Source organism: Lentzea kentuckyensis (assembly GCF_002150765.1).
Lineage (GTDB): Bacteria > Actinomycetota > Actinomycetes > Mycobacteriales > Pseudonocardiaceae > Lentzea > Lentzea kentuckyensis.
Genome location: NZ_MUYM01000080.1, coordinates 17,602 through 42,007 on the forward strand (window position 1 = coordinate 17,602; position 24,406 = coordinate 42,007).

Annotated in this window: 19 protein-coding genes; 14 read left to right on the plus strand and 5 right to left on the minus strand. The window is 69.4% G+C overall.

Annotated features, from left to right (window positions below):
- Window positions 1-49 precede the first annotated feature (49 nt).
- The 3 genes from B0F77_RS33520 to B0F77_RS33530 are packed head-to-tail and all read left to right on the plus strand — an operon-like array spanning window position 50 to window position 4,211.
- On the plus strand, window positions 50-2,824 hold the full coding sequence (locus tag B0F77_RS33520) for an arabinosyltransferase domain-containing protein (RefSeq protein ID WP_086667035.1): 2,775 nt from the start codon (window positions 50-52) through the stop codon (window positions 2,822-2,824).
- Window positions 2,821-3,324, plus strand: coding sequence for a phosphatase PAP2 family protein (locus B0F77_RS33525; protein ID WP_086667036.1), 504 nt, complete (start codon window positions 2,821-2,823; stop codon window positions 3,322-3,324). The genes B0F77_RS33520 and B0F77_RS33525 overlap by 4 nt, the downstream gene beginning before the upstream one ends.
- Window positions 3,321-4,211, plus strand: coding sequence for a decaprenyl-phosphate phosphoribosyltransferase (locus B0F77_RS33530; protein WP_086667056.1), 891 nt, complete (start codon window positions 3,321-3,323; stop codon window positions 4,209-4,211). The genes B0F77_RS33525 and B0F77_RS33530 overlap by 4 nt, the downstream gene beginning before the upstream one ends.
- 7 nt (window positions 4,212-4,218) lie before the next feature.
- Here B0F77_RS33530 and B0F77_RS33535 read toward each other — a convergent pair whose 3' ends face one another.
- Window positions 4,219-4,683, minus strand: coding sequence for a MarR family winged helix-turn-helix transcriptional regulator (locus B0F77_RS33535; RefSeq protein ID WP_086667037.1), 465 nt, complete (start codon window positions 4,681-4,683; stop codon window positions 4,219-4,221).
- 109 nt (window positions 4,684-4,792) lie between these two features.
- Between B0F77_RS33535 and B0F77_RS33540 the strand changes: the two genes are divergently transcribed.
- The 4 genes from B0F77_RS33540 to B0F77_RS33555 all read left to right on the plus strand — a co-directional run bounded on the left by B0F77_RS33540 (window position 4,793) and on the right by B0F77_RS33555 (window position 9,302).
- Window positions 4,793-5,941 (plus strand): FAD-dependent monooxygenase, encoded by a 1,149-nt coding sequence (locus B0F77_RS33540; protein ID WP_086667038.1) that lies wholly within the window; start codon window positions 4,793-4,795, stop codon window positions 5,939-5,941.
- 9 nt (window positions 5,942-5,950) lie between these two features.
- Window positions 5,951-6,781 (plus strand): PhzF family phenazine biosynthesis protein, encoded by an 831-nt coding sequence (locus B0F77_RS33545; protein WP_086667039.1) that lies wholly within the window; start codon window positions 5,951-5,953, stop codon window positions 6,779-6,781.
- Between the two features lie 65 nt (window positions 6,782-6,846).
- Window positions 6,847-8,301, plus strand: a complete 1,455-nt coding sequence (locus B0F77_RS33550; RefSeq protein ID WP_245848968.1) for a PP2C family protein-serine/threonine phosphatase — start codon at window positions 6,847-6,849, stop codon at window positions 8,299-8,301.
- Window positions 8,302-8,303: 2 nt separating this feature from the next.
- Window positions 8,304-9,302 (plus strand): cobalamin B12-binding domain-containing protein, encoded by a 999-nt coding sequence (locus B0F77_RS33555; protein WP_342746864.1) that lies wholly within the window; start codon window positions 8,304-8,306, stop codon window positions 9,300-9,302.
- A 4-nt stretch (window positions 9,303-9,306) separates the two neighbouring features.
- Here B0F77_RS33555 and B0F77_RS33560 read toward each other — a convergent pair whose 3' ends face one another.
- The 4 genes from B0F77_RS33560 to B0F77_RS33575 form a co-directional block, all read right to left on the minus strand.
- A complete protein-coding gene (locus B0F77_RS33560) occupies window positions 9,307-10,434 on the minus strand; it encodes a BMP family lipoprotein (protein ID WP_086667041.1) in 1,128 nt (375 codons plus the stop codon).
- 85 nt (window positions 10,435-10,519) lie between these two features.
- On the minus strand, window positions 10,520-11,188 hold the full coding sequence (locus B0F77_RS33565; RefSeq protein WP_086667042.1) for a DUF1345 domain-containing protein: 669 nt from the start codon (window positions 11,186-11,188) through the stop codon (window positions 10,520-10,522).
- 17 nt (window positions 11,189-11,205) lie between these two features.
- Window positions 11,206-11,550 (minus strand): STAS domain-containing protein, encoded by a 345-nt coding sequence (locus tag B0F77_RS33570; protein WP_086667043.1) that lies wholly within the window; start codon window positions 11,548-11,550, stop codon window positions 11,206-11,208.
- A 1-nt stretch (window position 11,551) separates the two neighbouring features.
- Complete coding sequence (locus B0F77_RS33575) at window positions 11,552-12,169, minus strand: DsbA family oxidoreductase (protein ID WP_086667044.1); 618 nt, start codon at window positions 12,167-12,169, stop codon at window positions 11,552-11,554.
- Between the two features lie 66 nt (window positions 12,170-12,235).
- On the opposite strand from B0F77_RS33575, the gene mrf reads away from it, so the two are divergent.
- The 7 genes from mrf to B0F77_RS33610 all read left to right on the plus strand — a co-directional run bounded on the left by mrf (window position 12,236) and on the right by B0F77_RS33610 (window position 24,288).
- Window positions 12,236-13,324, plus strand: coding sequence for a ribosome hibernation factor-recruiting GTPase MRF (mrf, locus tag B0F77_RS33580; protein ID WP_086667045.1), 1,089 nt, complete (start codon window positions 12,236-12,238; stop codon window positions 13,322-13,324).
- A complete protein-coding gene (locus B0F77_RS33585) occupies window positions 13,325-14,461 on the plus strand; it encodes a GTP-binding protein (protein WP_086667046.1) in 1,137 nt (378 codons plus the stop codon).
- A gap of 101 nt (window positions 14,462-14,562) precedes the next feature.
- Complete coding sequence (locus B0F77_RS33590; RefSeq protein WP_158102887.1) at window positions 14,563-15,399, plus strand: toll/interleukin-1 receptor domain-containing protein; 837 nt, start codon at window positions 14,563-14,565, stop codon at window positions 15,397-15,399.
- A gap of 297 nt (window positions 15,400-15,696) precedes the next feature.
- A complete protein-coding gene (locus tag B0F77_RS33595; protein WP_158102888.1) occupies window positions 15,697-17,514 on the plus strand; it encodes a toll/interleukin-1 receptor domain-containing protein in 1,818 nt (605 codons plus the stop codon).
- Entirely contained in the window at window positions 17,511-20,381 is a 2,871-nt protein-coding gene (locus B0F77_RS33600) for a tetratricopeptide repeat protein (RefSeq protein WP_158102889.1), read from the plus strand. Before B0F77_RS33595 ends, B0F77_RS33600 begins: the two co-directional genes overlap by 4 nt.
- A gap of 26 nt (window positions 20,382-20,407) precedes the next feature.
- The gene (locus B0F77_RS33605; RefSeq protein ID WP_086667050.1) at window positions 20,408-21,892 is read left to right on the plus strand and encodes a radical SAM/SPASM domain-containing protein; all 1,485 of its coding nucleotides are present in this window, start codon (window positions 20,408-20,410) and stop codon (window positions 21,890-21,892) included.
- 71 nt (window positions 21,893-21,963) lie between these two features.
- Entirely contained in the window at window positions 21,964-24,288 is a 2,325-nt protein-coding gene (locus B0F77_RS33610) for an ATP-binding protein (protein ID WP_245848972.1), read from the plus strand.
- Window positions 24,289-24,406: the final 118 nt, after the last annotated feature.

The window sequence follows — 24,406 nt, forward strand, 5'->3', positions numbered from 1 at the left end:
GGCTAGCTTCTGACGCCTCGCCCATCCGAACCCCCTAGGACATCGGCGCGTGACAACAGAAACGATTCCGCTCGCTCCCGAAGCGCCCTCCACGACCACCGCCACTCGGCCCGCGCCGAAGAACAGACGGCTGCTGGCCGTCGCGGTCGTGACCGGCGCGCTCACCGTGCTGTTGTCGGCGCTGATGCCGCTCGCGCCCGTGACGATCAACGACCCGACCGTCACCTGGCCGGTGAACGCCTCCGCGCCGCGGTCCACGATGCTCGCGCTCAGCGCCTATCGTCCATTCGAGATGGACGCGCGCTTCGGCTGCGCGACCGTGCGGGCCGCGCAGGCCAGTGGTGGTGGCGTGGTGTTCGCGACGGTCACCCCGTCGGATCCGGCACGCGGCCTCGTCGTGCGGGCGCAGAACGGCCATCTGCTGGTGAGCGGTGTGGCCACGCTGGACGATCCGGTGCCTTCGGGAGACTGCGCGTACCAGATCCGCGGCGACCGCGGCGGGCTGAGCGTCCTGCGCGACGGCGCTGAGATCGGCCGTGCCCCGACCATGCCGGACGTGCACGTGCTGGCGACCTCGATCACCAGCCTGGCGGGCGCCGACCTGTCCGTGCGGGTCAGCGTGGACGACCAGTTCAGCACCAGCCCCGCGCCGCTCAAGATCGCGCTGATGGCGCTGCTCGCACTGTCCGCCGCGACCGCGTTCGCCTGTCTCGTCCTGCTGGATCGCCGGGTGCACCGCGAGCCGGGGCGGTTCCGGTTGCGGCTGAGCCCGGCCGACCTGGTCGTTCCCGCGATCATGCTGGTCTGGTTGTTCCTGGCGCCGATGTCCGACGACGACGGCTACTACAGCGCGATGGCCAAGAACGTGCCGTTCGAGGGCTATGTCGGCAACTACTACCAGATCCTGAACCAGGGCTTCACGCCGTTCTCCTGGTTCTACTACTTCCTGGCCAAGTGGCAGGTTTTCGGTTTCGCTCCCGTGGTTCTGCGCATCCCGGCGTTGCTGTTCGGCCTCGTGACGTGGTTCGCCGCTCGTCGTTACGTGTCGGGCAGGTTCGGCGGAGTCGTGCTGGGCGCGGCGTTCCTGGCCTGGTGGCTGCCGCTGGACATGGGCGTGCGGCCCGAGGGTGTCGTGACCATGTGCGGCATGCTCACCTTGCTGGCGATCACCGTCGCGGTCGAGCGGCAGCGGCTGGCGTTGCTGGGCGCGGCCGTGGGTGTCGCCGGTATCGGGTTTTTCGCGCACCCCACCGGTTTCACGACGCTCGCGCCGCTGCTGGCAGGGCTGCCGTTCGCCTGGAAGCTGCTGAAGAAGGACGCGGGCTGGCGCACCGTCGTGGCGCGGACGCTCGCGGTGCTCTCCCCCGGTGCCGTCGCGGTGATCATGGCGTTCAGCGACGGCAGCCTGCGAGATTTCCTGTACGCGCAGGAGATCTTCAAGAAGATGGCGGGCTCCGACACCTGGTACACGGAGTTCGCCCGGTGGATGTTCCTGCTGAACCAGGGTGACGCCATGGCGAACTACGCCAAGCGGGCCCCGGTGCTCGTCTGCGTCGTGGCGCTGGTCTGGTTCGTCGTGCTGATCACGGCCGCGCGGGCGCGCCGGATCGACGTGCCGCCGCGGCTCGCGCTGGCGGGCTGGTCGACGCTGTTCGCGTTCTTCCTGCTGTGGTTCACGCCCAGCAAGTGGACGCACCACTTCGGCAGTCTCGCCGGGATCGGGTCGGTGTTCCTCGCGCTGATGCTGCTGGGCGCGGTGCCGTTGATCCGCGAACTGACCAGCGACCGCCGCGTTTCGGTACCGGTGCTGCTCGGCGGCGCCGTCAGCGTCGTCGCGATGCTCGGACTGGCCGGGCACGGCGCCAACCTGTGGCCGTACTCGTGGCACCTCGGCCTGCCGTCGGTGGGCGTTCCGCCGCACCTGTCCGTGCTCAAGTTCGACAAACCGTACTGGTGGCTCCTGCTGATCGCGATCGTGGCGTTCGTGCTGTACCGGCGGGGCAAGGGTTCCTACGCCCCGGTCATCGCGATCCCGGTCGTGGTCGTGGTGTTCTTCGCGGCCAACATCACCTACCTGGTGGGCGGTTTCGCGGTCGGGACGGCGCGGACGCTGGACACCTGGTCACCGTGGGCCGCGAGCGTGCGGGACCCGCTCGCCGAACGCTGCGTCGCGGCGGACGCGATCGAGGTGGCGACCCCGCGGGCGCTGACCCCGTTGCCGGACAGGTGGTTCGCGATCCAGAACGACCCGCTCGCGACCGTCGTGACCGGGAAACCGACGCCGGTCACCTACGAGTACGCGACGTCGAACGCGGAGGTGCTCAGCACCGGCGAACTCACCGACAACGTGACCAGCACGCTGCGGCGCACCCTCGTGCTGCCACCGGCTCCGAAGGGCGCGACGCAGGTACGACTCACCGGGGAGGGCGAGTTCGCCCCGCCCGCCGCGCAGAAGTACGTGCCGCTGCGGGAGTTCCTGCCCCGTGAGGCGGCCGTCGGGGTGGCGTGGCAGTTCGCGTTCCTGTTCCCCTGCCAGCGCCAGCCGCGCATCCAGGACGGCGTGATCGAACCGATCTCCTACGCGGTGCAGTGGGGCGACACGCAGTGGCTCGGCCTGAACGACGCGACGTGGCAACCCGTGCGCGGCGCGCTGTTCGGCGACGTCCTCTCCTCGCAGGAGGTCACCGCCTTGCCAGCACGGCTGCGGGACTTCCCCGGCGCCCATCCGATCCAGGTGTACCAGACCAAGCCGCTGTACGAGGCCGGCCAGTACACCATCACCCACGACAGGCAGACCCGCATGGGCTGGGAGGGCGTCCGATGAGTGATCGTGAGGCTGAAGTGCTGGTCGCCGTGCAGTCTGCACTCGCCAAGCGACCAGTGGTGCGCGCGGCCCGGATGCTGTCGTTCTTCGGCGAGCACAGCGCGGGCTGGGTGGCGCTGGGCGTGGTGGGCTGGCTCGTCGACCGCCGGCGCCGTCCGGAGTGGACGGTCGCGGCCACCTCGGTCGTGGCCGCACACGCCACCTCCATCGTGGTCAAGCGAGTGGTCCGCCGCAGGCGCCCGCACCACGCGGCCGTCCAGGTCCTGGCGGGCACCCCGAGCAAGCTGAGCTTCCCCTCGTCGCACGCGACCTCCACCACGACGGCCGCGATCGCCTACGGAGCCCTGACCAACCAGCCGCTGGTGCCGATCCTGGTGCCGCCGATGGTGCTCAGCAGGCTGGTGCTGGGAGTGCACTACCCGACCGACGTGCTGGCCGGCGCCGTGCTGGGCGCGATGGTGGCCCGCGGTGTGCGCCGCGCGGTGTGGGGGCGTCGATGACCGTGGCGACGGAAACCCGGCCGTCGGTGGTCCGCGGACTGGTCAGGACCGCCCGGCCGCACCAGTGGGCGAAGAACGTCCTCGTGCTGGCCGCGCCCTTCGCGTCGAGCAGGATCGCGGAAACCGCTGTGCTGCGTTCGGCGGGGCTGGCGTTCGTGGCGTTCTGCTGCGCGGCGTCGGCGGTGTACCTGATCAACGACGCGAAGGACGTGGAGGCCGACCGGGCTCACCCGAAGAAGCGCGAGCGGCCGATCGCGGCGGGCATCGTGCCCGTGCCGCTCGCGGTCGGCACGGCCGGTGTGCTGATGGCCGCGTCGCTGGCGGTCGGCGCGGTGGCGGGCTGGAAGCTGCTCGTGCTCATGATCGTGTACCTGGCGGTGCAACTGGGCTACTGCTTCGGCCTGAAGCACCAGCCCGTGCTGGAACTGTGCGTGGTCGCGTCGGGTTTCCTGCTGCGCGCCATCGCGGGTGGCCTGGGCGCCGGCATCGCACCCAGCCAGTGGTTCCTGCTCGTCACGGCGTTCGGGTCGCTGTTCATCGTGGCGGGCAAGCGCTATGCCGAGATCAAGCTCTTCCAGGCCACGGGCGCGGCGATTCGTCACTCGTTGACCAAGTACTCCGAGACCTACCTGCGGTTCGTCTGGGCCACCTCGGCCGCGGTCATGAACATGACCTACGGCCTGTGGGCGTTCGAGCTGGGTCAGCGCACCGGCAGCCCGTGGGCGGCCCTGTCCATGGTCCCGTTCGTCATCGCGGTGCTCCGCTACGCGGTCGACGTCGACAGCGGCAAGGCGGGCGCGCCGGACGACCTGGCTCGCTCGGACCGCGTCCTGCAGTCCCTGGGCCTCGCCTGGGTGGTGACCGTGGCCCTGGCCATCTACCTCTGAAGCAGCATCAGTCGAGGTCCGCGACCCGCGCCTGGAGATCGTTCACGAACCGGGTGAGCAGGCGCCCGAACGTTGCCCGGTCCTCCTCGGACCAGTCGGCCACCGCCCCGGTGAACCAGCCGAGGATCGCCTCCAGATAACGCCCCGCCGCCGCCGCGCCGGAGTCCGTCAGCTCGATCAACCGGGCGCGCTGATCGGTCGGATCGGTGACGCGGCGAACCAGACCTGCGCCCTCCAGGTCGTGCAGATGTCGCGTGACGTGCGGACCCACGACCTGCATGCGGGTGGCGATCTCCCCGACCCTCAACGGCTGGCCGGCCATGCGCAGGGTCATGAGCACGGTCATGCCCGGACGGTCGATCGGGAGACCGACGTGGTCCATCGCCCGCTCCACCAGCTGGCTGCGGTTGAGCACGGTGCCCAGTTGCATCAGGTGCGGCAGCACTGCCGCGGGGTCGAGGGCCTCGCTCATCTCACACCTTACTTACCTAACTTAGGTATATTCTGGCCATGGTCTCGCGCAACCGTAGCGATCATCGCGGGCCAAAAAAGGATACCTAAGTTAGTTATCGGAGGAAGTCATGAGCAGTGTCCTGATCTCCGGCGCCAGCATCGCCGGGCCCGCGCTCGCGTTCTGGCTGCGCAGGCGTGGCTTCGACGTCACCGTGGTGGAGAAGTCGCACACCCTGCGCGGTGGCGGCTACCCCATCGACATCCGCGGCACCGCGCTGGACGTGGTCGAGCGGATGGGGCTCCTCCCCCGGTTGCGCGAGGTCCACGTGAACACCCAGCGGCTCACGTTCCTCAACGCCGACGGCAGCCAGGTCGCGTCGATCCGGCCGGAGGCGATCACGCGCAGCGACGGTCGCGACCTGGAAGTGCGGCGCGGCGACCTCGCCGAGATCCTCCACGACACCGTGCGCGACGACGTGGAGTTCCTGTTCGACAACAGCGTTGCCGCTCTCGACGACCACGCCCTCGGCGTCGACGTGACGTTCAAAAGCGGTCTTCAGCGCACCTATGACCATGTGATCGGCGCCGACGGGCTGCACTCCGCGGTGCGGGAGCTGACGTTCGGGCCGGAGGAGCAGTTCCACCGCTACCTCGGCTACTGCTTCGCGGGCTTCACGATGCCCAACGACCTCGGCCTGAGCCACGAGGGCGTGATGTGGAACGAACCCGGCCGCGCCGCCGTGCTGTACGCCGTGGGTGCGGGCGAGAGCATGCACGGGTTCCTGAGCTTTGCCCGGTCCGAGGCGCCGTTCGGTGCGTTCCGCGATCCGCAGGCGCAGCGCGATCTGGTCACGGAGGTGTTCGCCGGCGCCGGCTGGGAGGTGCCGCGGCTGGTCAAGGCGATGCAGGCGGCCGACGACCTGTTCTTCGACACGGTCAGCCAGATCCGCATGCCGCGCTGGTCGTCCGGCCGCGTCGCGCTGGTCGGCGATGCCGCGCACGCCCCGTCGTTCCTGTCCGGGCAGGGGTCGAGCCTCGCTCTCGTCGGTGCCTACGTGCTGGCTGGACACATCGACGACGCGCCGGCGTACGAACGGGAGGTGCGGCCGTTCGTCGAGGCGAACCAGGGTCTGGTCGACGTGGGCAGCGCGGAACTGTTCCCCGCCACCGCCGAGGCGTTGGCCGCGCGCAACGCCGCCCTGCGCGAACGCACGACCATGCCTGCCGAGACCGGCCGGCCCGAGCACTCCGCGTTCACGCTCCCCGACTTCGAATAACGTCGCCCCATGCGGACGTTCAGCCAGGTCGACGTGTTCACCGACGAGTTCACGAAGGGCAACGCGCTCGCGGTCGTGCACGACGCGGAGGGCCTGACGACCGAGGAGATGGCGGCGTTCGCGAACTGGACGAACCTGGCCGAGACCACGTTCCTGCTCCCTCCCGAGAACCCGGCCGCCGACTACCGGGTGCGGATCTTCACGGTGAGCCGCGAGCTGCCGTTCGCGGGACATCCGACACTCGGGTCGGCGTCCGCGTGGCTCGCGGCCGGACACACCCCGCGCGATCCCGGCCGGCTGGTGCAGGAGTGCGGGGCGGGGCTCGTGGAGGTGCGCCGCGACGGCTCGCGGCTGGCGTTCGCCGCGCCGCCGCTGGTGCGCGGCGGTCCGGTCGAGGACCACACCGCCCTGGCCGCGGCGCTGGCGATCACGCCGGAGGAGATCGCCGGCGCGCAGTGGGCCGACAACGGGCCCGGCTGGGTCGCGGTGCTGCTGCACTCCGCCGAGGCGGTGCTGGCGGTGCGGCCCGACTACACGCGGTTCGGCGAGTTCACCGGAGTGGGCGTGGTGGGGCCGCACCGGGACGGCGGTGACGCCGCGTTCGAGGTGCGGGCGTTCATCGACGAGGGCAGCCGGTACGAGGAGGACCCGGTGACGGGCAGCGTCAACGCCGCGATCGCCCAGTGGCTCATCCCCGCCGGCATCGCCCAGCCGCGCTACGTCGCCGCGCAGGGCACCACGTTCGGCCGCCGCGGGCGAATCCACGTCGAACAGGTCGGCGGACGGATCTGGGTGGGCGGGAACACGATCGTCGGCATCACCGGCCAGGTGGCCCTCTGAGCTGTACCCACCGCACGGGTTTTCAAACGTTGTTCTTGATCGGCTTCGGATGACAGACTCGGTGCGTGGTCGCGGTTTCCAACTGGTTGCGGTCGCCGTGCCCCGCACTCGTCGTCGACGCCGCCGGTGCTGTGCACGGCATGAACGACGCAGCCAAATCCCTTTTCCCGCAGCAGGTCTCGCTGCCGCGGTGGCAGGACGGCGAGTCCGTGTCCATCGCGGAGCGCAGCTATGCCACGCACCGGGTCGACAACGAGGACGGCTCGTGCACCTGGTGGTTGCTCGACGACACGGACCTGCGGCTCGAACGGGAGCGGGCCTCGCTGCTGGCCCGGATGTCCAGTGCCCTCATGACATCGCTCAACCCCGAGCGGTGCATGAACGTCGTGGCCGAGCTCGCCGCCACGCACCTCGCGGACGAGGCCGTCATGATCGCGCCGCGGTCGAACCACGGTCACCCCATCACGCGCTGCCTGCGGGGCGGGGTGCCGACGTACGAACTGCAGCACGTCGACGTCGAGGAGGTCATGGGCCTCAGCGAGGCGTTGCGCGGCTTCCCGCCCGTGCCGTCGCGGTGGATCGACCCGGACGCGGCGCCGGAGTGGCTCGCCAAGGACGTGGTGTCGATCGTCGTCACGCCGCTGCCCGGTCACGGCGTGCCGGCGGGTGCGCTGATCCTCATGCGGCGGGACAAGCAGTTCACCGAGAACGAGGAGGCGTTCGCGCGGCTGTTCGCCTCACGTGCGGGCGTGGCGATGTCGGCGGCGCACCTGTTCACCCAGCAGGCCGTGATCACGGAACGGTTGACCAGGGACCTGTTGCCGCCGTCGCTGCGCCGGTACGAGCGCGTCGAACTCGCCGGTCGTTATCGCGCGGCGGCCGACACCGAACGCGTCGGCGGCGACTTCTACGACGTGCACGAACTGCCGGACGACGAACTGTTCGTCGTGCTCGGCGACGTCTGCGGCAAGGGGCTGGACGCCGCCGCGCAGACCGGCAAGGTCCGCACGGCGCTGCATGCGCTGCTGCAGGTGGTGACCGACCACGATCGGATGCTGCGCGCCCTCAACCAGGCCTTGCTCACCTCGGACCACTCCCGCTTCGTCACCGCGGTCGTCGGCACGATCCGCCCGGTCGACGACGGCCTGCGCGTGACGCTCACCTCGGGTGGACACCTGCCGCCGCTGATCGTGCGGGCCGGCGGCGCGGTCGAGGTGGCCAACACCCGCGGCACGCTCGTCGGAATCCTCCCGGACATCACCACGACCACCGACGAGGTGGTGCTCGCGCCGGGCGACTCGTGCCTGCTCTACACCGACGGCATCACCGAGGCCTGCGGCGGCCCGCTGGGCGACGAGGAGTTCGGCGAGGACCGTCTGCGCCGGGCTCTCACCGCGTGCGGCAGCATGCCGGCCGAGGCACTCGTTGAACACGTGCACATGCTTGCGGCGCAATGGGTCGGCGCCGGTGTCCACGACGACATGGCGGTGCTCGCGATCACCGCTCCGCGCCGGAGGTGACCGTGCAGGCCGTCGACTCGTTGTGGGAGGCCGTGCTCGACGGTGACGAGTACCGCGCGACCGGAGTGGTGATCGACGCCGCGGAAGAGCTCGGCCACGAGGTCGTGCTGCTCGACGTGGTCAGCGCGGTGCAGCAGCGCGTCGGCCTGGAGTGGGCCGCGAACCGGATCAGCGTCGCGCAGGAGCACGCGATCACCGCGATCAACGAGCGCGCGGTCACCGCGTTGGCCATCACCCGTCCCCGGCGGGAACCGGTGCACGGGCGCGTGACGGTGGCGTGCGTGGACGGCGAGTGGCACGCGTTGCCCGCGCGGTTGCTGGCGGAAGTGCTGTCGCTGCGCGGTTTCGCCGTCGACTACCTGGGAGCGCAGGTGCCGACACCGCACCTGATCACGTACCTGCACCGCACCAACCCGGACGTGGTGGCGTTGTCCAGTTCCATCGCCACCCGGCTGCCCTCGGCGCACGCCACGATGACGGCGTGCCAGGCAACGGGCGTGCCGGTGATGGTGGGCGGGGCGGCGTTCGGCGCGGACGGCACACACGCGCGTCGGTTCGGCGCGAACGCGTGGGCCGCCGACGCCCGGTCCGCCGCGGACATGTTGCTGTCACGGACTTTGCCGGTGCCGAGCACACCGCACCAGCCGATCGACGACCTGCCGCACCTCGCCGACCAGGAGTACACGCTGGTCAAGCGCAGTGCGGGCGAGCTGGTGCGGTCGACGTACCGCGGGTTGGAAAGCCGCGTGCCCGCCATGCGCAACTACAACGACGAACAACGGCACCACACGGCCGAGGACCTCGCACACATCGTGGAGTTCCTCGCCACCGCGCTGTACGTGGACGACCACGCGTTGTTCCGCTCGTTCCTGTCGTGGACCGGGGAAGTGCTCAACGCGCGCGGTGTGCCCGCACAGGTGTTGGAGCCCGCACTGGACCTGCTCGCCACACAGCTGCGGGACTTCCCACGTGCGCAACGGATGCTGGCCCAAGCGGGCTGACCCACTACGGCTTGTCGCTGACCTTGATCTTGCCCTCGATGATCTGGGTCTTGTAGCCCTCGAGGATGCCCTGCAGCTTCGCGTCGATCTTGCCGCCGGACGTCGCGTACCCGACGCCGTTGACCTTGAGGTCGAACACCTTCGGCAGTGACGCGAGGTCGTTCTTCGCGGCAGCACGGAAGAAGTCGAACACGGCGACGTCGACCCGCTTGAGGCTGGACGCGACGATGACGTCCCTGTTGGCCGCGAGCGCAGGCTGGTTGTACTGGTCGGCGTCACAGCCGATCGCCAGCACACCGGCCTGCTTCACCGCGGCGAACACGCCGATGCCGGACGCGCCCGCGGCGGGGTAGACGACGTCCGCGCCCTTGTCGATCAGACCCTTGGCGGCCTCCTGGCCCTTCGGCGGGTCCTGGAAACCGGTGAAGTCACCGGCCGGGGTGATGTACTTCTTGTCGACCTGGATCTTCGGCGCCGCGGCCTTCGCGCCCTGGACGTAGCCCGCCTCGAACTTCTGGATCAGCGGGATGTCCACGCCACCCACGAAACCGACGTGGCACTTCTTGCTCTGGTACGCGGCCACGACACCGGCCAGGAACGAGCCCTCCTGCTCGGCGAACACCAGCGGCGTGACGTTGGCCGCGCCCTCGACGGCGGAGTCGACCAGGCCGAACTTGACGTTCGGGAACTCCGGCGCGACGACCTTCAGCGACTCGGTGTAGGCGAAACCGACGCCGACGATCGGGTTGAAGCCCTCGGACGCGAGCTGGCGCAACCGGGTCTGCTTGGCCGCCTCGTCCTCGTTCGGCGCCGCGGAGAGCTCGCGGGTGTTCTCCTTCTTGACGCCCATCTCCTTGATCGCCTGGTCGAACCCGGCGGCGGCGAGGTCGTTGAACGACGCGTCACCACGGCCACCGATGTCGTAGGCCAGGCCGATCTTCAGCGCGCTGCCGTCGACCTTGTCACTGGTGGCGGTACTGGTGGTCGTGGCGGCGGGCGCACTGGGCGCCGTCGCGAACTCGCACCCGGCACCGGCGGCGTTGGTCGGGGCGGTGTTGCCGGAGTCTTTCGCACAAGCGCTTACCACCATGAGGCTGGTCAGCGCGATCGCGGCAACAGCGGTGCCACGCATACGACGGCGCACGGCTCGTCTCCTCCCCTAGGGCTTTGTGCGCGGACGGTACCTCTCGCCGTCACCGATTTGATCGAGGGTTCAACTACTGGGAACTGATGCTCGCGACCAGGTTGATCGTCGTGGCCAGCACACCGGTGCCGAAGAGATACGACAGCAACGCGTGCTTGAGCGCCGTACGCCGCATCTCACGCCCGGACAGGCTGGTGTCGGACACCTGGAACGTCATGCCGATGCTGAACGCGACGTACGCGAAGTCGCCGTAGTCCGGAGGTTCCTCCTGGTTGAAGTCAACGCCGCCGTCCGCGCCGTAGTAGTAGAGGCGGGCATAGCGCAACGTGAAGATGGTGTGCACGACCGTCCACGACAACACCACCGACAACAGACCGAGTCCCACGCGCAGGAGTTCGGGGAAGCCGGTGGTGTGCGCGGCGCGGGCCAGCACGAAGCCCACCGACACGAGGCTCGCGATGGCGGCCACGAGCAGCAGCACCTCGGCGACCCGGCGGGTGGGGTCGTTGCGGACGGCGTGCCGCGCGGTCTCCTCCGCGTCCATCGGCCAGATCACCAGCCACGCCCGAACCAGGTACACGAGCGTGGCGACGTCCCACCCGACCAGCGGGCCGAACTCCGCGTGCCCGAGGAGCGTGACGGCCAGCCCGCTGACGACGCCCGCGGCGATGGCGATCACGACCTTCGTCCGGGCCAGGACGAAGGTGTCGGGCACCGGGCGGGACGGAAGATCATCCGACATGACCGGCGAACCTACTCTCACCTGCCGATGAGCGCCTCTGGCAGGCTGAAGTACAGCTCCAGCGTCTCGTTCAGGGTGGTGGCCTTCAGCGCCCGCAGGACACTTCCCGCGGGAGACACCAGCCGCAACGGCGTGCCGCGGTCCTCACCGAGCAGGTGGTACTCCACGAGCACCGAGAGCCCTGACGACGCGAAGAACGCGACCTTGCTGAGGTCCAGCACCACCGGGAGCCCGGCGTCGAACGCCGCGGCCAGCTCGTCGCGCAACAAACCCGCCGAGTAGGAGTCGACCTCGCCCTCCGCACGGAGCACGACGGCGGCCTCGAGTTGCTCGGAGTCCACCTTCAACAGCTCGGCTTCCACCTCACGCCTCCCAGGCTTGTTTGAGCACTTTCTCGAACAACTCGGCCGGCTGCGCACCGGCGACGGCGAGACGGTTGTCTAGGGCCACGAACGGAACGCCGGTGACGCCGAGGTCACGAGCACGCTGCTCGTCCGCGCGCACCTCGTCGGCGTACACCGCGGGATCGTCGAGCACGGCCTTCACGTCGATGGGATCGAGCCCGGCCTCGACGGCGATCTCCGTCAGCGACTCGGCGGTGAACAGCGAGCGCGCCTCGGCGAAGTTGGCGTGCAGCACGGCGTCGAGCACCTCCGCCTGGAGGCCGCGCTCGTGTGCCAGCCGCAGCAGCCGGTGGACGTCGAAGGTGTTGCCCACCTCACGGTCCAGCCGGTAGCCGAGGCCCTCGTCACGCGCGAGCTGCGCGACGGAGTTCTCCATCTCGCCGGCCCGCGGACCGAACTTGGCGGCGAGCATCTCCTGCACCGGCTCGACGGTGGTTCTGCCCGGATCCAGCTCGAAGGCGCGGTGCACCACGGTGATCTCGGCGCGGTGCTCGAACCCGGCCAACGCCTTGTCGAAGCGCGCCTTGCCGATGTAGCACCACGGGCAGATGACGTCAGCCCAGAACTCGACCTGCATCGTTGGATCATCTCATGCCCCGGACTGCCCCAGAAACGATAATCGTTGTCATGTAGGCTCCGGCCCATGGCAGCACGGGTCGTATTGGTAGCCGGGTTCACCCACCACGACGTGGGCGATGAGTTCTGGCGCGCGTCACCGGAGTCGGTGCTGGTCAGGCACGACCTCAGCGGTCTGGCCGACGGCGTTGTGCGGCGTTGGGTGGACGGCCGCCTAACCGTGCTGGAGCTCGCGCACGGCTGTGTGTCATGCACGCTGCGCCTCGACCTCATTCCCCTGCTCGAACAGCTCGACGGTCCGGTGATCGTGCACCTGGACCCGGTGCTCGAACCGGAGGCCGTCTGCTTCGCACTGAGCGAGACCGAAGCCGAGGTCGAAGCCGTCGTCACGGTGATCGACAGCGCGACCTGGCTGACCGACGCGACCGGCACCGACACGCTCGCGGACCGGGGCATGCGGGCGGCCGACGACGACGAGCGGACGGTGGCACAGGTCGTGGTCGGGCAGGCGGAGTTCGCCGACGCGCTGGTGCTGACCGGTCCCGCCGACCCGACGCTGGTGGCGGTGCTCGACCGCCTGGCCCCGCGCGCACCCCGCCGGCAACTGGACTCACTGGACGCCGGCGCGCTGCTCGGCTCGATCCCGCCGGCCGCCCGACGCGGCGAGGTAGACGACGGCTTCGGATCGTTGCTGTACGGACAGCCACCGCTGGAACCGGCGCACGGCGTGTCCGTCGTCCACTTCACCGAACGGCGCCCGTTCCACCCCATGCGGTTGCACGACGCCATCGACGTGCTGCTCGACGGCGTGGTGCGCGCGCGTGGCCGTGTGTGGCTGGCGAGCCAACCCGACGTGGCGCTGTGGCTGGAATCCGCGGGCGGCGGGTTGCGCGTGGGCAACCTCGGCCCCTGGCTGGCGGCGACCGACGACTGGGCGGAAGCAGATGACGACCGGCGCGCGGTCGCGTCGCTGCGGTGGGACCCGTACTACGGCGACCGCGACCAGGAGATCGTCGTGATCACCAGGTCCGCCTCCCCCGCGGAGATCACCGCGGCACTGCGTTCGGCCCTGGTCACCGACGAGGAGCTCGCACTGATCGCCGAACTCGACTTCGCCGACCCGTTCGCCGACTGGCACGAGGAAATGGAACTGTAGATGCGCACCCCGGTAACCGTGCTGTCCGGCTTTCTGGGCGCCGGCAAGACCACCCTGCTCAACCACGTCCTCGCCAACCGCGAGGGCAGGCGCGTGGCCGTGATCGTGAACGACATGAGCGAGGTCAACATCGACGCGGCGCTGGTCGCCGGTCAGGGCACCCTCGACCGCACCACCGAACGACTGGTCGAGCTCACCAACGGCTGCATCTGCTGCACGCTGCGCGAAGACCTGCTCGACAGCGTCGGCGAGCTGGCGCGCTCGGGCCGGTTCGACACGATCCTGATCGAGTCCACCGGCATCTCCGAGCCCATGCCGGTGGCCGCGACGTTCGACTGGACCTTCGAGGACGGCACGAGCCTGTCCGATCACGCCCGGCTGGACACGATGGTGACCCTCGTCGACGCCGCGGGTTTCCTGCGCGAACTCACCCTCGGCGACCGCCTCGACGCCCGCGACCTGGAGGCCGCCGACGGCGACGAGCGCTCGATCTCGGACCTGCTCGTGGACCAGGTGGAGTTCGCCGACGTTCTGGTGGTGAACAAGACGGACCTCGTTCCGGCCGTCGATCTGGCGAGGCTCGACGCCCTGCTGCGGCGGCTCAACCCGTCCGCCCGCCTCCTGCACACGCGTCAGGGCGTAGTGCCGCTGTCCGAGGTGCTCGACACCGGCCGCTACGACCCGATCACCGCCGCGCAGGCACCCGGCTGGGCGGCGGAGCTCGCGGGCGGACACACCCCGGAGACCGAGGAGTACGGGATCAGGTCGGTCACCTACCGCGCCTCCAGGCCGTTCCATCCGCAGCGCCTGATGGAGGCACTCGCGGACTGGGAAGGTGTGTTGCGCAGCAAGGGTTTCTGTCACATCGCCACCCGGCCGGACGTGCTGGCCGTGTGGTCGCAGGCCGGGCCCAACCTGGTGCTGGAGCCTGGTCAGCTGCTCGATGTCCCGCAGGCCCGGCAGGAGCTGGTGTTCATCGGGGTCGACCTCGACGTGACCGAACCGGCGCGCCGCCTGGACGCCGCACTGCTCACCGATGCGGAGCTGGCGGCCGGGCCGGAGGCGTGGCGGACGTTCGAGGACCCGTTGCCGGAATGGGACATCAGCGAACTGCACGACCACTCGACCCCGGGCTGATCCAGCGCGCGAACCGAATCGCGGTCACGTGGAATCGCCGTAGCGAAACCCGGCACTGTGCCGATATCGCCGACAGCGACGATCACGCGAGCGAGGTGCACGTGACCAAGGTCTTCCTCAGCTACGCCGCCGAGGACAACGGCGTGGCCAGGACCCTCGCGGCACTGCTCCGGCGGCAGGGCTTCGATGTGTACTGGTTCGAGCAGACCGACACAAGGCCATTCGCCCAGGCGCTGGCGGACGAACTCGGCGCGGCCGATCGGTTCGTCGTCCTGTTCTCGCGCCACTACCAGCGGTCCAAGTGGCGCATGACCGAGTGGACCGCCGCTTTCCGGCTGTCCACGGGATCGACGCCCAACCGCCCGGTGATCACTGTCTGCGAGGTCGGCGACTTCGACGAACCGGTGCCGGTGTTCCTCGGCAACTACGCGCGGCACGACCTGCGGACGCCGACGGAGGCGAAGCTGCTCGCGCTGCTCAGCACTTTCGGAGTGGAACCCGCGCCGTCCAGGACGGACAAGGGCAGGGGTGGGCCCCGCCGCGTGTTCCTGAGCCACTCGCACGACGACCGGGACCGGTTCGTGCTGGCGCTCGCCAAGTCACTCGACGACAACGACGTGGAGGTCTGGCTGGACCGCGACGACATGCCCCTGGGCCATGACATCGCTGAAGTCGTGTTCGAACAGATCAACAGCGTCGACGCCTTCGTGGTCGTGGTGTCCGACCACACCCGGGACTCGAACTGGGTGCGCATGGAGGTCAACATGGCTGTCCGGCGAGCCCACCGCGACGGGTCCTTCCCCGTGATCTGCGCCAGACTGGACGGAGTCGCCACTCCACCAGCGCTGAGCGGCGTGTCGTCGATCAAGATCAGCGCATCCCTGGACCACACGGCCCACCTGGACAAGATCCTCCAGGCGATCCGCCGGACGTCGTAGGCCAGATCGTTTCCGCACCTATTCGAATATCGAATAGAATTCGTGGTCGATCGGAATACCGCCCGGTGAACCGCTCTGCTCCGGTTCACGTACTCGCCTGCGTACCGGTAAGGTCCGCGACCTGCGAGTCCGGCAAGGCCGAACGGGTGAAAAATGCCGAATTCCCGTCAACCAGGTCAAACAATCGTCGAGGGTGCCGTAGCGAAATTCGGCACGGGGTCGATATCGCGGGCAGCGACCTGGACGGGGGCATCTGCCGGCGGTCGGGTCACGGACGATCGCGGGAACGAGGTGCAGGTGACCAGGGTCTTCCTCAGCTACGCCGAAGAGGACGGCAGCGCGGCCAGGACGCTTGCGGCACTGCTCGGACAGCACGGCTTCGACGTGTTCTGGTACGAGGAGACCAATCGGGGCGAGTGGGTCGCGGCCCTTTCCGACGAACTGCGCAAGGCCGACCGGTTCGTCGTGCTCCTTTCGAGCCACTACCAGCAATCCGAGTGGTGCACGAAGGAGTGGCTCACCGCGTACCGGATGGCCGTCGACCCCAAGATCAAGCGGCCGGTCATCACGGTGTGCGAGGTCGGCGACTTCGACGAGCCGGTGGAACCGTTCCTCGGCAACTACGCGCGGCACGACCTGCGGGCGCTCACGGAGGCGAAGCTGGCCGGGCTGCTCGCGACGTTCGGGGTGCAGGCCGCGCCGCCCGACGGCGGGCGGTTCCGCAACCGCGAGCAGGAGCTGACCAACCTGCTCGACGCGCTGAGCCTGTCGAGCGGGCAGGACCTGTGGGTGGTCGCGGCGCCGCCCCGGATGGGCAAGTCGTGGTTCCTGCGGGAGGTCGAGCGGCGGCTGACGGCCAGGAGCTGGGGTGAGACGCGGTTGCTCGACCTGGCGCGGTGGCCCGAGTTGTGGGGTGCGCCCGCCAAGGTCGTGGTCGAGCTGATGGGCGTGAACGTCGAGCCGGAGGGCGATTCGCTGACCGAGGACGAGGTCGAGGACATCGCCCGCGAGGTCAGCAAACGCGGCAACAACCAGCTGTACCTGCTCGACAGCGCGGAACGACTCGACCGCGCTACGGCGGCAAAGGTGCGGAGTGCGTTGACCGCTGTCTACACGCACCTCGTCGAACGGCGGATGCGCAAGCGGTTCAGCGTGATCATCGGGACGCGCCGGCCCAACGGATGGCACGGGCTCGGGCGGTACGCGCAGTGCCGCTTCATCACCCTGAGCCTGTCGGAGTTCAAGCTCGACGTGATCGAGCAGGCCGTGCGCGACGGCGTGCCCGACGCCGATGACGGTCTGGTCAGGAGGTCCGCCGTCGCACTCCAGCGGGAGAGCGACGGGCTGCCCGCGTTACTCAGTGCCTGGATGGACTGGGCGTACAAGGCGAACCTGATCGGAATCGAGCGGGGCCTGCGCAAGTCGTCGACCTTCGACGCGGTCACCGCGAAGTACGTGCGGACGGACCTCCTGACGCACGACGTGCTCTTCCCGTCCGGCGTCACGAACGCCCCCGCCGCCAAGGAAGCGCTGGACCACGCGCTCAAAGCGCTGGCCCCCTACCGTTTGATCACCCAGTCCCACCTGAAGTTCCACTACGACAGCGACGAAGCGCTGCGCGACGACGCGACCTCGGCCGGCTGGAACATGCGTGAACTGTGGGCCGCCCTCAACTCGACGTCGTTGCTGGAACCCAGGTCCAGTCTGTGGCGCGTGATCAATCCGCCGATCCGGCGAGTGCTGTACCGCTACTACTACCGCACCGACGGCGAACGGGCGTCCGCGCACGAAGGAGCGAAGTGGTGCTACCAGAAGTGGACCGTCAACCAGGCGGGTAGCGAGCAGGTCGTGATGATGGTCGAATGCCTGTGGCACGAGCTGTGCGGCCAGCTGTTGCAACAACCATCGCGGCTGCACGAGACGTTGCCCGAGACGGCCGGACAGTTGGCGAAGGACTTCCTCAACTCCGACCTGTACGACCCGCGCGAGTTCGCGGAGTGCGTGCACGAGCTGCTCATCGACGACCACGAGTTCCAGCTCACCCTGCACGACCACACCGGCCTGTTCCAGGAAGTGCTGTCGGCCATCGACACGGCAGTCTCGGAGGGCACATGACTTGGCGCGGCACCGAGAACGACCACTTCTACATCGGGCGCGCGGAGGAACGCGCGGTCCTCGGTGTCGTCGACGAGGTGCGCGAGGACGGCACCAGCCGGGCGGTGCTGCTGTACGGGCCGGGCGGGGTCGGCAAGACGAGGCTGGTGCGAGAGCTCGCGGACCGCGGGCACGACGGCGTGGTGTGGATGCCGCCGATCGACGTCGACGACTCGGAGTACTGGCTGCTGACCAACCTCGAGCACGACATCGCGGTGCGGCTGGACCCGGAGCACGTGTACTTCGAGAAGTACTTCCACCAGGCGGCGTCGTTCGAGGACGTCACCCGGCAGCGGATCGGGCTGGAGACGATCAAGGGGCATCTCGAACGGCTCAACGAGCAGTTCGTGGACTGCTACCGCGCGTTCGTCACGGCCAGCGGCACCACCGTGGTGATCACACTGGACACCGTCGAGGCCGTGCGCGGCATGTCGTCGTTCCTGGTGAAGCTGACACAGTGGATGAAGGAGCTGCCCTCCACGGCGTTCGTCGTGTCCGGAAGGCCTGCGCGGGAAGAGGATCCGCTGCAGGAACAACTCGGCGGCGTGCACCGGCCGTTGGACACGACGGTCGTCGAACTGGGCGGCTTCAGCGGTGCCGAGATCGCGGCCTACTTCGACGCGGGACCGTTGCGGGGCTCGCTCACCGAGGCCGAGCGCGACCGGCTGGCCGAGCTGACCGAGGGGCATCCGCTCTGGCTCGCGCTGGCCGTCGCCTACCTCGTGCACCAGGACCCGCCGCGGGAGATGACCGAGGACGGCGAGATCACCGACAAGCGGCGTGACCTGTTCCGGCGGCGGCTGATCACACCGTTCCGCGACACCGGGTTCTGGGCGGAGGCGATCAAACGGCTCGCCGTGGTACGACACAGCGTGAACCAGACGATCTGGCAGCAGCTCATGCACGACCGGGGGCTGCCCGCGGACGCCGCGTCGTGGGACGAGGCGTGGGAACTGCTGCTCGCCCGGCCGTGGGTCCGGCCGCGCGCGAACCAGCGTTACGTGACGTTGCACGACGCGCTGGCGGAGGAGCTCGCTCAGCGGCTGATTCCCTTGGAGGACAGGGACGAGACATGGCGGACCGCGCTCTGGGAGAACGCCGTGCGGGCGTACTCGGAACTGCACCGCAAGAAGAGCTCGGAGCAGCAACGCGAGCTGGAGGCGTTGCCCGAACGCATGAACACCATGCCGAACACGGGCGACGAGGCGTTGCGCGAGCTGGTGCGCCTGCCCGCCGACAAGCGTGAGCTGGACCAGATCCGCACCGCCGAACTGCACTACCGGATGCTGCTGTCCTTCGAGGACGGCACCGACCGGTTCATCGAGTTGCACGAGGAAGCCGCGCAGGACAACGATCTGCTGTTCCAGGAACTCATCTGCCACGAACTGGAGCGGTTCCTGCCGCGAGCCAGGTTCACGGCGCCGCTGGACGACGTGCTCGGCGTCGTCGTGCGGAGGTTCCAGCGCTGGCTGACCGACCAGGCACCGGTGCGGTACCTGGAGATCACGCTGATCATCGCGTCGTTCCTGACCCACAACGAACAGCCCGCGGCCGCGATGGAGCTGCTGCAGGACGTGCCGCTGCGGGGCGCGGGGCCGGAGATGCGGTATCGGCTGGCGAACGAGCGCGGCAACGCCTGCATGCGCATCCCGGACCGAATCGCCGACGCGAAGGTGTTCTTCCAGGAAGCGCAACGCCAGGCGGAGGAGCTCCCGTTGCCGGCACAGGCACGGCGGGTCGCGCAGGCGAACAAGGAGCTCGGCTTCTTCTACCGCAACATCGGCCAGTGGCAGGACGCGGACGACTCCTACCGGCGCGCACGAGACACTCTCGCCAAAGTACTCGGCCCCGGCAGCTCGCATGACATCCGCGAGGAGATGGCGTCGATCCAGACGAACTGGGCGTATCTCAAGGCGCTTCGCGGCTCCTACGTCGAGGCCCGCAACCTGGTGGAGAGCGCGATCCGGGTCCGGGAACGGCTCGGCATCAGGCTCGGTGTCGGCATCTCACTCAGCGTGTCCGGTGAGGTGCACCGCTACGAGCGGAACTTCCGCGAGGCGTGGCAGGACTACCGCGATGCCGAGACGATCTTCCAGGCGCACAGCAGCTGGGCGTGGCTGGGGCAGATCTACCAGGAGCAGGCGATCTGCCTGTTCCAGGCCGACCAGGCGGGCATCGTGCTCGCGGAAGACCCGCTGGAGCGGGCGCGGTCGCTGGCGGAGCGCTCCATGGAGATCTGCCGTGACCGTGCGATCCGAGGCTATCCGTCCGCGTTGAACAGGGCCGGCCGGATCGTCGGTACGACCGATGTGGACACCGGGCTCGAGTATCTGCGGTTGTCCATCATCGCGGCGAAACGGATCGCTGACGGCTGGTTCCTCTCCGCGAACATCATCGAGTACGTCGAGCTCGCGTATCGCGCGTGGTACGAGAGCGGGAGACAGACCTATCGCGACAACCTCGAGGCGCTGACCGGTGACGTGCTCGAGGCGATCGCCCGGTACGGGTTCCTCGATCTGCAGGGCAGGTGGGAGCTCATGCGGGGGCACCTGGCCGCGCAGGACGCGTTGCCCAGCCGGGATCTGGTGAGCCTGCACCGAGCCGTCCAGCACTACGGCACGGGGTTCTCCCTCCTCGCCGACCTGCGAGTCGGCTCGCACGGCGCCGCCGCCATCGCCACGGAGTTCGCCAGGTTTCAGCGCGTGTACGACGAGCTTCCGGACGAAGTGAAGATCGAGTGGTATACGGTTCTGCGCCATATGTGGACGGCGGAGAACGAGCAGAAGCAGTTCACGTCATTGCTCGCCCGTCTCGAACAGCTCTACTGATTCCCCGCCGCAGGAGGCAGTGCACCATGAGTTCGACCGGCGTCCGGGCGTTCGCGTTGTCCAGCTACGACGTGCCGCACGGGCACGAGCTGGTCGTGCGCAGTTGCGAGGACTGCGCCTGCCCCACCAGCGGCGCGCGCTCGACGCGTCCGGAGAGGACAGTCCACTCCGGACGCCCACTGGTGCGTTCGCGGGACGTGCTGGAGATGCCGCTGGACTCGGAGCACTGGGTGTTGTTCGCCCCGCAGGGCAACGGCGGCGTGGTGGTGGTGAACGAACGCGGCCTGGACGTCTTCCGGCAGTTCCGCTCCCCCGTCGCGCCGCGGGACCTCGCCGGGCACGACCAGGAGGCCGTCACGCAGGTGGTGCGCCGGCTGGCCGAGCAGGACCTCGTGCACGAACCGGGCAAGCCCGCGGTCGCGTCGTTCACCGAGTCGCGTGAGCTCACGGCGTGGCTGCACGTGACGAACGCCTGCAACCTGCGCTGCACGTACTGCTACGTGCACAAGTCGTCCGACGAGATGGACACCGCGCTCGCGAAGTCCAGTGTGGACGCCCTCGTCGATTCCGCCCTGCGGCACGGTTTCCGCGCGTTGCGGCTGAAGTACGCGGGCGGCGAGGCCAGTCTGAACGCCGCGGTGCTGCTGGAGCTGCACGACCACGCGGTGGCGCGGTGTGCCGAACACGGACTCGACCTGAGCGCGGTGGTGCTGAGCAACGGCGTCGCGCTCCCCCCTCGCTTCACGCGCGACCTGCTGCAGCGGTCGATCAGGGTGATGATCTCGCTGGACAGCCTCGGCGAGACGCACGACGCCCAGCGCCCGACGCTCGGCGGCAAGCCGTCCGCGCACCTGGTGATGCGCACGATCGACCAGTTGATCGAGCGCGGCCTGCCGCCGCACCTGTCGATCACGATCACGTCCGGCAACACCGCGGACATCGCATCGGTCGTCCGGTTCGCGCTGGCCAGGGACCTGACGTTCAGCTTCAACTTCTTCCGCGACAACGCCTGCACGGGCGACGCCTCCGGACTGCGCTACGAGCAGGAGGCGATGGTCGACGGCGTGGCGGACGCGTTCGCGGCGATCGAGGAGGCCATGCCGCCGTGGAGCGTGCTGGGTTCCGTGCTCGACCGCGGCCAGCTGGTCGAGCCGCGCCGCAAGGCGTGCGGGGTGGGCGACGACTACGTGGTGATCGACCAGAGCGGGGCGATCTCCCAGTGCCACATGGAACTCGGCTCCCCGGTCGGGCACGTCGGCGCGGACGACCCGATCACCGCGGTGCGCCGGCCCGGCATCCGCAACCTGCTGGCCGAGGAGAAGGAAGGCTGCCGCGACTGCACGTGGCGCAACTGGTGCTCAGGCGGATGCTCGGTGGCGACGTTCCGCGCGACCGGCCGGTTCGACGTGCGGTCGCCGAACTGCGGTATCTACAAGGCGATCTACCCGGCCGCGCTCCGGCTGGAGGGCCTGCGGGTGCTCCGGTTCGCGGAGTCCGGTTCACCTTCCTGAACAACCGGCAGAACCACCGGCAGAAGTCCTCCAGCCAGCAACGACGCCGTACATAGTGCGACTATCGAATCGTGAGCACCACGTTCGGGGACTTTCTTCGCTTCTACCGTTCGCGCGTCCCGCTGACTCAGGAGGAACTGGCGGAACGCACCGGTCTGAGCATGCGCGCGATCAGCGACATGGAACGCGGCCGCACGCTCACACCGCAGTTCCGCACCGTGCAGCTGCTCGTCGGCGGGCTCGGGCTGGAGGGTGAGGAGGCGGCGGAGTTCACCGCGCTCGCTCGCGCCGGCCGCGTCCGCGCGGCGGAGGAAAGGCCGGAGATGCCCGAGGCGGTGGCGTCCGCCGTGGCGTCGTTCACGCTGCCGCCCGTCCTCACCGAACTCACCGGCCGCAACGCCGAGCGGAGGTTGCTGGACGGGTTCGCGTGCGACGCCGAGTCGTCGTCGCGGCTGCAGATCGCGGTGCTCCACGGCGCGCCCGGCGCGGGCAAGACCGCGCTCGCCATCGACGCCGGCCACCGCCTCGGCAAGCGGTTCGCCGACGGTAGCGTGTTCCTCGACCTGCGCGGCACGGAGAGCGCGCCGGTGTTGCCGGACCGGGCCGTACACCGGCTGTTGCGATCGTTCGGAGTGGACGAACGCGCGATCCCCAACGACCCGGACGACAAGCTGTCGCTCTACCACTCGTTGCTGCGCGAACGCACGGTGTTGCTCGTGCTGGACAACGCCGCCAACGAGGCACAAGTGCGACCGCTGCTCGCCTCCAGCCCCGGCACGTTGGTGCTCGTGACCAGCCGCAGAACCCTGAGCGGTCTGGACGCCCGCCACCGGCTGGCGTTGGGTCTGCTGCCGCTGGACCGGTCGATCGAACTGTTGCGCGTCGTCGCGGGCCCCCGGCGCCTGGCCGCCGAACCGGACGCGGCCGCGCGGGTCGCCGGGCTGTGCGGCGGCATGCCACTGGCGTTGCTGATCGCGGGCAACCGGCTGGCGAGCAGGCCGCAGTGGACGATCGCGCACCTCGCCGACCAGCTGGAGGACGAGCGGCGCCGGCTGTCCGTGCTGCGGGCCGGCGATCTGCAGGTGCGGGCGGCGTTCGAGATCTCCTACCACCAGCTCAGTGCCGGTGCCGCCACGCTGTTCCGCCGCCTGGCGCTGGTGCCGGGCCCGGACATCAGCGCGGACCTCGCCGCGGTGCTCACCCCGTCGGGCGAGGAAGCCCTGGAGGAGCTCGCCGACGCGAGCCTGCTCGGCATCAGCGAGACGCCCGGCCGCTACACGCTCCACGACCTGCTGCGGGTGTTCGCCGGCGAACGGCTCGAGGTCGACGAGGCCCCGGCCGACGTTCGGGAGGTGAGCACCCGGCTGCGGCACTGGCTGCTCGCGACGGCAACGCAGGCGGCGCTCGCGTTCGACCACGACAACCCGGTGCGGTCCAAGGAATCCGCCGGCCGCTGGCTCGCGCTGGAACTGGAGAACTGGCGCGGCGCCTTGCGGTCGGCCGTTGCCGCCGATGAACACGCACGCGTTCTCGCGTTGGCCCAGGCGATGCACTGGTACTCGGACATGCACGGTGTCGGCGAGTTGTGGCGTGAGGTGTTCCGCGCGGGTGCCTCGGCGGCACAGGCGTTGGGCAATGCCCGTGACACCGCAGAACAGCTGAACTATCTCTCGTGGGCGCTCTACGCGCTGTGCGGGCAGCCGCACGAAGCGCTGGCCGTGCACGAGGAGGCCGCGTCCGTTCCTGCTGACGACATTCTGACGGAGGCGTGGACCTGGTACTACGGCTCCGCGATCCGGCGCCGCCTCGGGCAGCTCGACCAGGCCGTGTGGCTGAGCCGTCAGTCCGTGGCGCTGTTCGAACAGGCCGGCTACCTGATCGGCGAGAACCTGGCGCTCTCGCTCCTCGGCCTGATGCTGCACACCGCCGGCTCGAACGACGAGGCCATCGAGGTGCAGCAACGCGGCGTGCTCCAGCACCGCAAGGCCGGCGGTGACGAGGAGCTGCTGTCGATGATGCTCATCCGCCTGGCCACGACCCTGGCCGCCGCGGGTGAGGTGCCGGCGTCGCTGGACCTGCTCGACGAGGCGGAGTCGTTGTTCCTCAGACACGGCACGACGGCCGGGGTCGCTCGGGTGCGGCACAACCGCGGCCTGGTGCTGCTCGACGCGGGACGGCTCGCGGAGGCGCGCTCGCAGTTGCTGGCGGCGCTGGACGAGGCCAGGCTGTCCGATCACCGGGTGGAGATCATGGCTCGGCTGGCGGATCTCGCGGACGCGGCCGGGGAGCCGGGGCAGGCCCGCGCGCTGCGGGTGCGGGCGCTGGCGGAGTGCGACCGGTACGACACACCGGCGGTGCGCGCGATCGCGGCCCGGCTGTCGATGGCCTTGGGCTAGCGGCGGCGTCCTCGGCTCAGCTGGACGCTCCACTCAGCAAGCCGCGGCCTGACATCTCGGCCGTGCGGAAATCACAGCTCGGCCGCTGCTGCGCTCAGCTAAGCAGGCTGCCGGAAGT

Excerpts from the sequence above, each read along its gene's own strand:
- B0F77_RS33565 (WP_086667042.1), bottom strand. The coding sequence starts at position 11,188 with ATGTCGGATGATCTTCCGTCCCGCCCGGTGCCCGACACCTTCGTCCTG.
- B0F77_RS33560 (WP_086667041.1), bottom strand. The coding sequence starts at position 10,434 with ATGCGTGGCACCGCTGTTGCCGCGATCGCGCTGACCAGCCTCATGGTG.
- B0F77_RS33605 (WP_086667050.1), top strand. The coding sequence starts at position 20,408 with ATGAGTTCGACCGGCGTCCGGGCGTTCGCGTTGTCCAGCTACGACGTG.
- B0F77_RS33575 (WP_086667044.1), bottom strand. The coding sequence starts at position 12,169 with ATGCAGGTCGAGTTCTGGGCTGACGTCATCTGCCCGTGGTGCTACATC.
- B0F77_RS33540 (WP_086667038.1), top strand. The coding sequence starts at position 4,793 with ATGAGCAGTGTCCTGATCTCCGGCGCCAGCATCGCCGGGCCCGCGCTC.
- B0F77_RS33525 (WP_086667036.1), top strand. The coding sequence starts at position 2,821 with ATGAGTGATCGTGAGGCTGAAGTGCTGGTCGCCGTGCAGTCTGCACTC.
- B0F77_RS33545 (WP_086667039.1), top strand. The coding sequence starts at position 5,951 with ATGCGGACGTTCAGCCAGGTCGACGTGTTCACCGACGAGTTCACGAAG.
- B0F77_RS33585 (WP_086667046.1), top strand. The coding sequence starts at position 13,325 with ATGCGCACCCCGGTAACCGTGCTGTCCGGCTTTCTGGGCGCCGGCAAG.
- mrf (WP_086667045.1), top strand. The coding sequence starts at position 12,236 with ATGGCAGCACGGGTCGTATTGGTAGCCGGGTTCACCCACCACGACGTG.
- B0F77_RS33535 (WP_086667037.1), bottom strand. The coding sequence starts at position 4,683 with ATGAGCGAGGCCCTCGACCCCGCGGCAGTGCTGCCGCACCTGATGCAA.
- B0F77_RS33530 (WP_086667056.1), top strand. The coding sequence starts at position 3,321 with ATGACCGTGGCGACGGAAACCCGGCCGTCGGTGGTCCGCGGACTGGTC.
- B0F77_RS33600 (WP_158102889.1), top strand. The coding sequence starts at position 17,511 with ATGACTTGGCGCGGCACCGAGAACGACCACTTCTACATCGGGCGCGCG.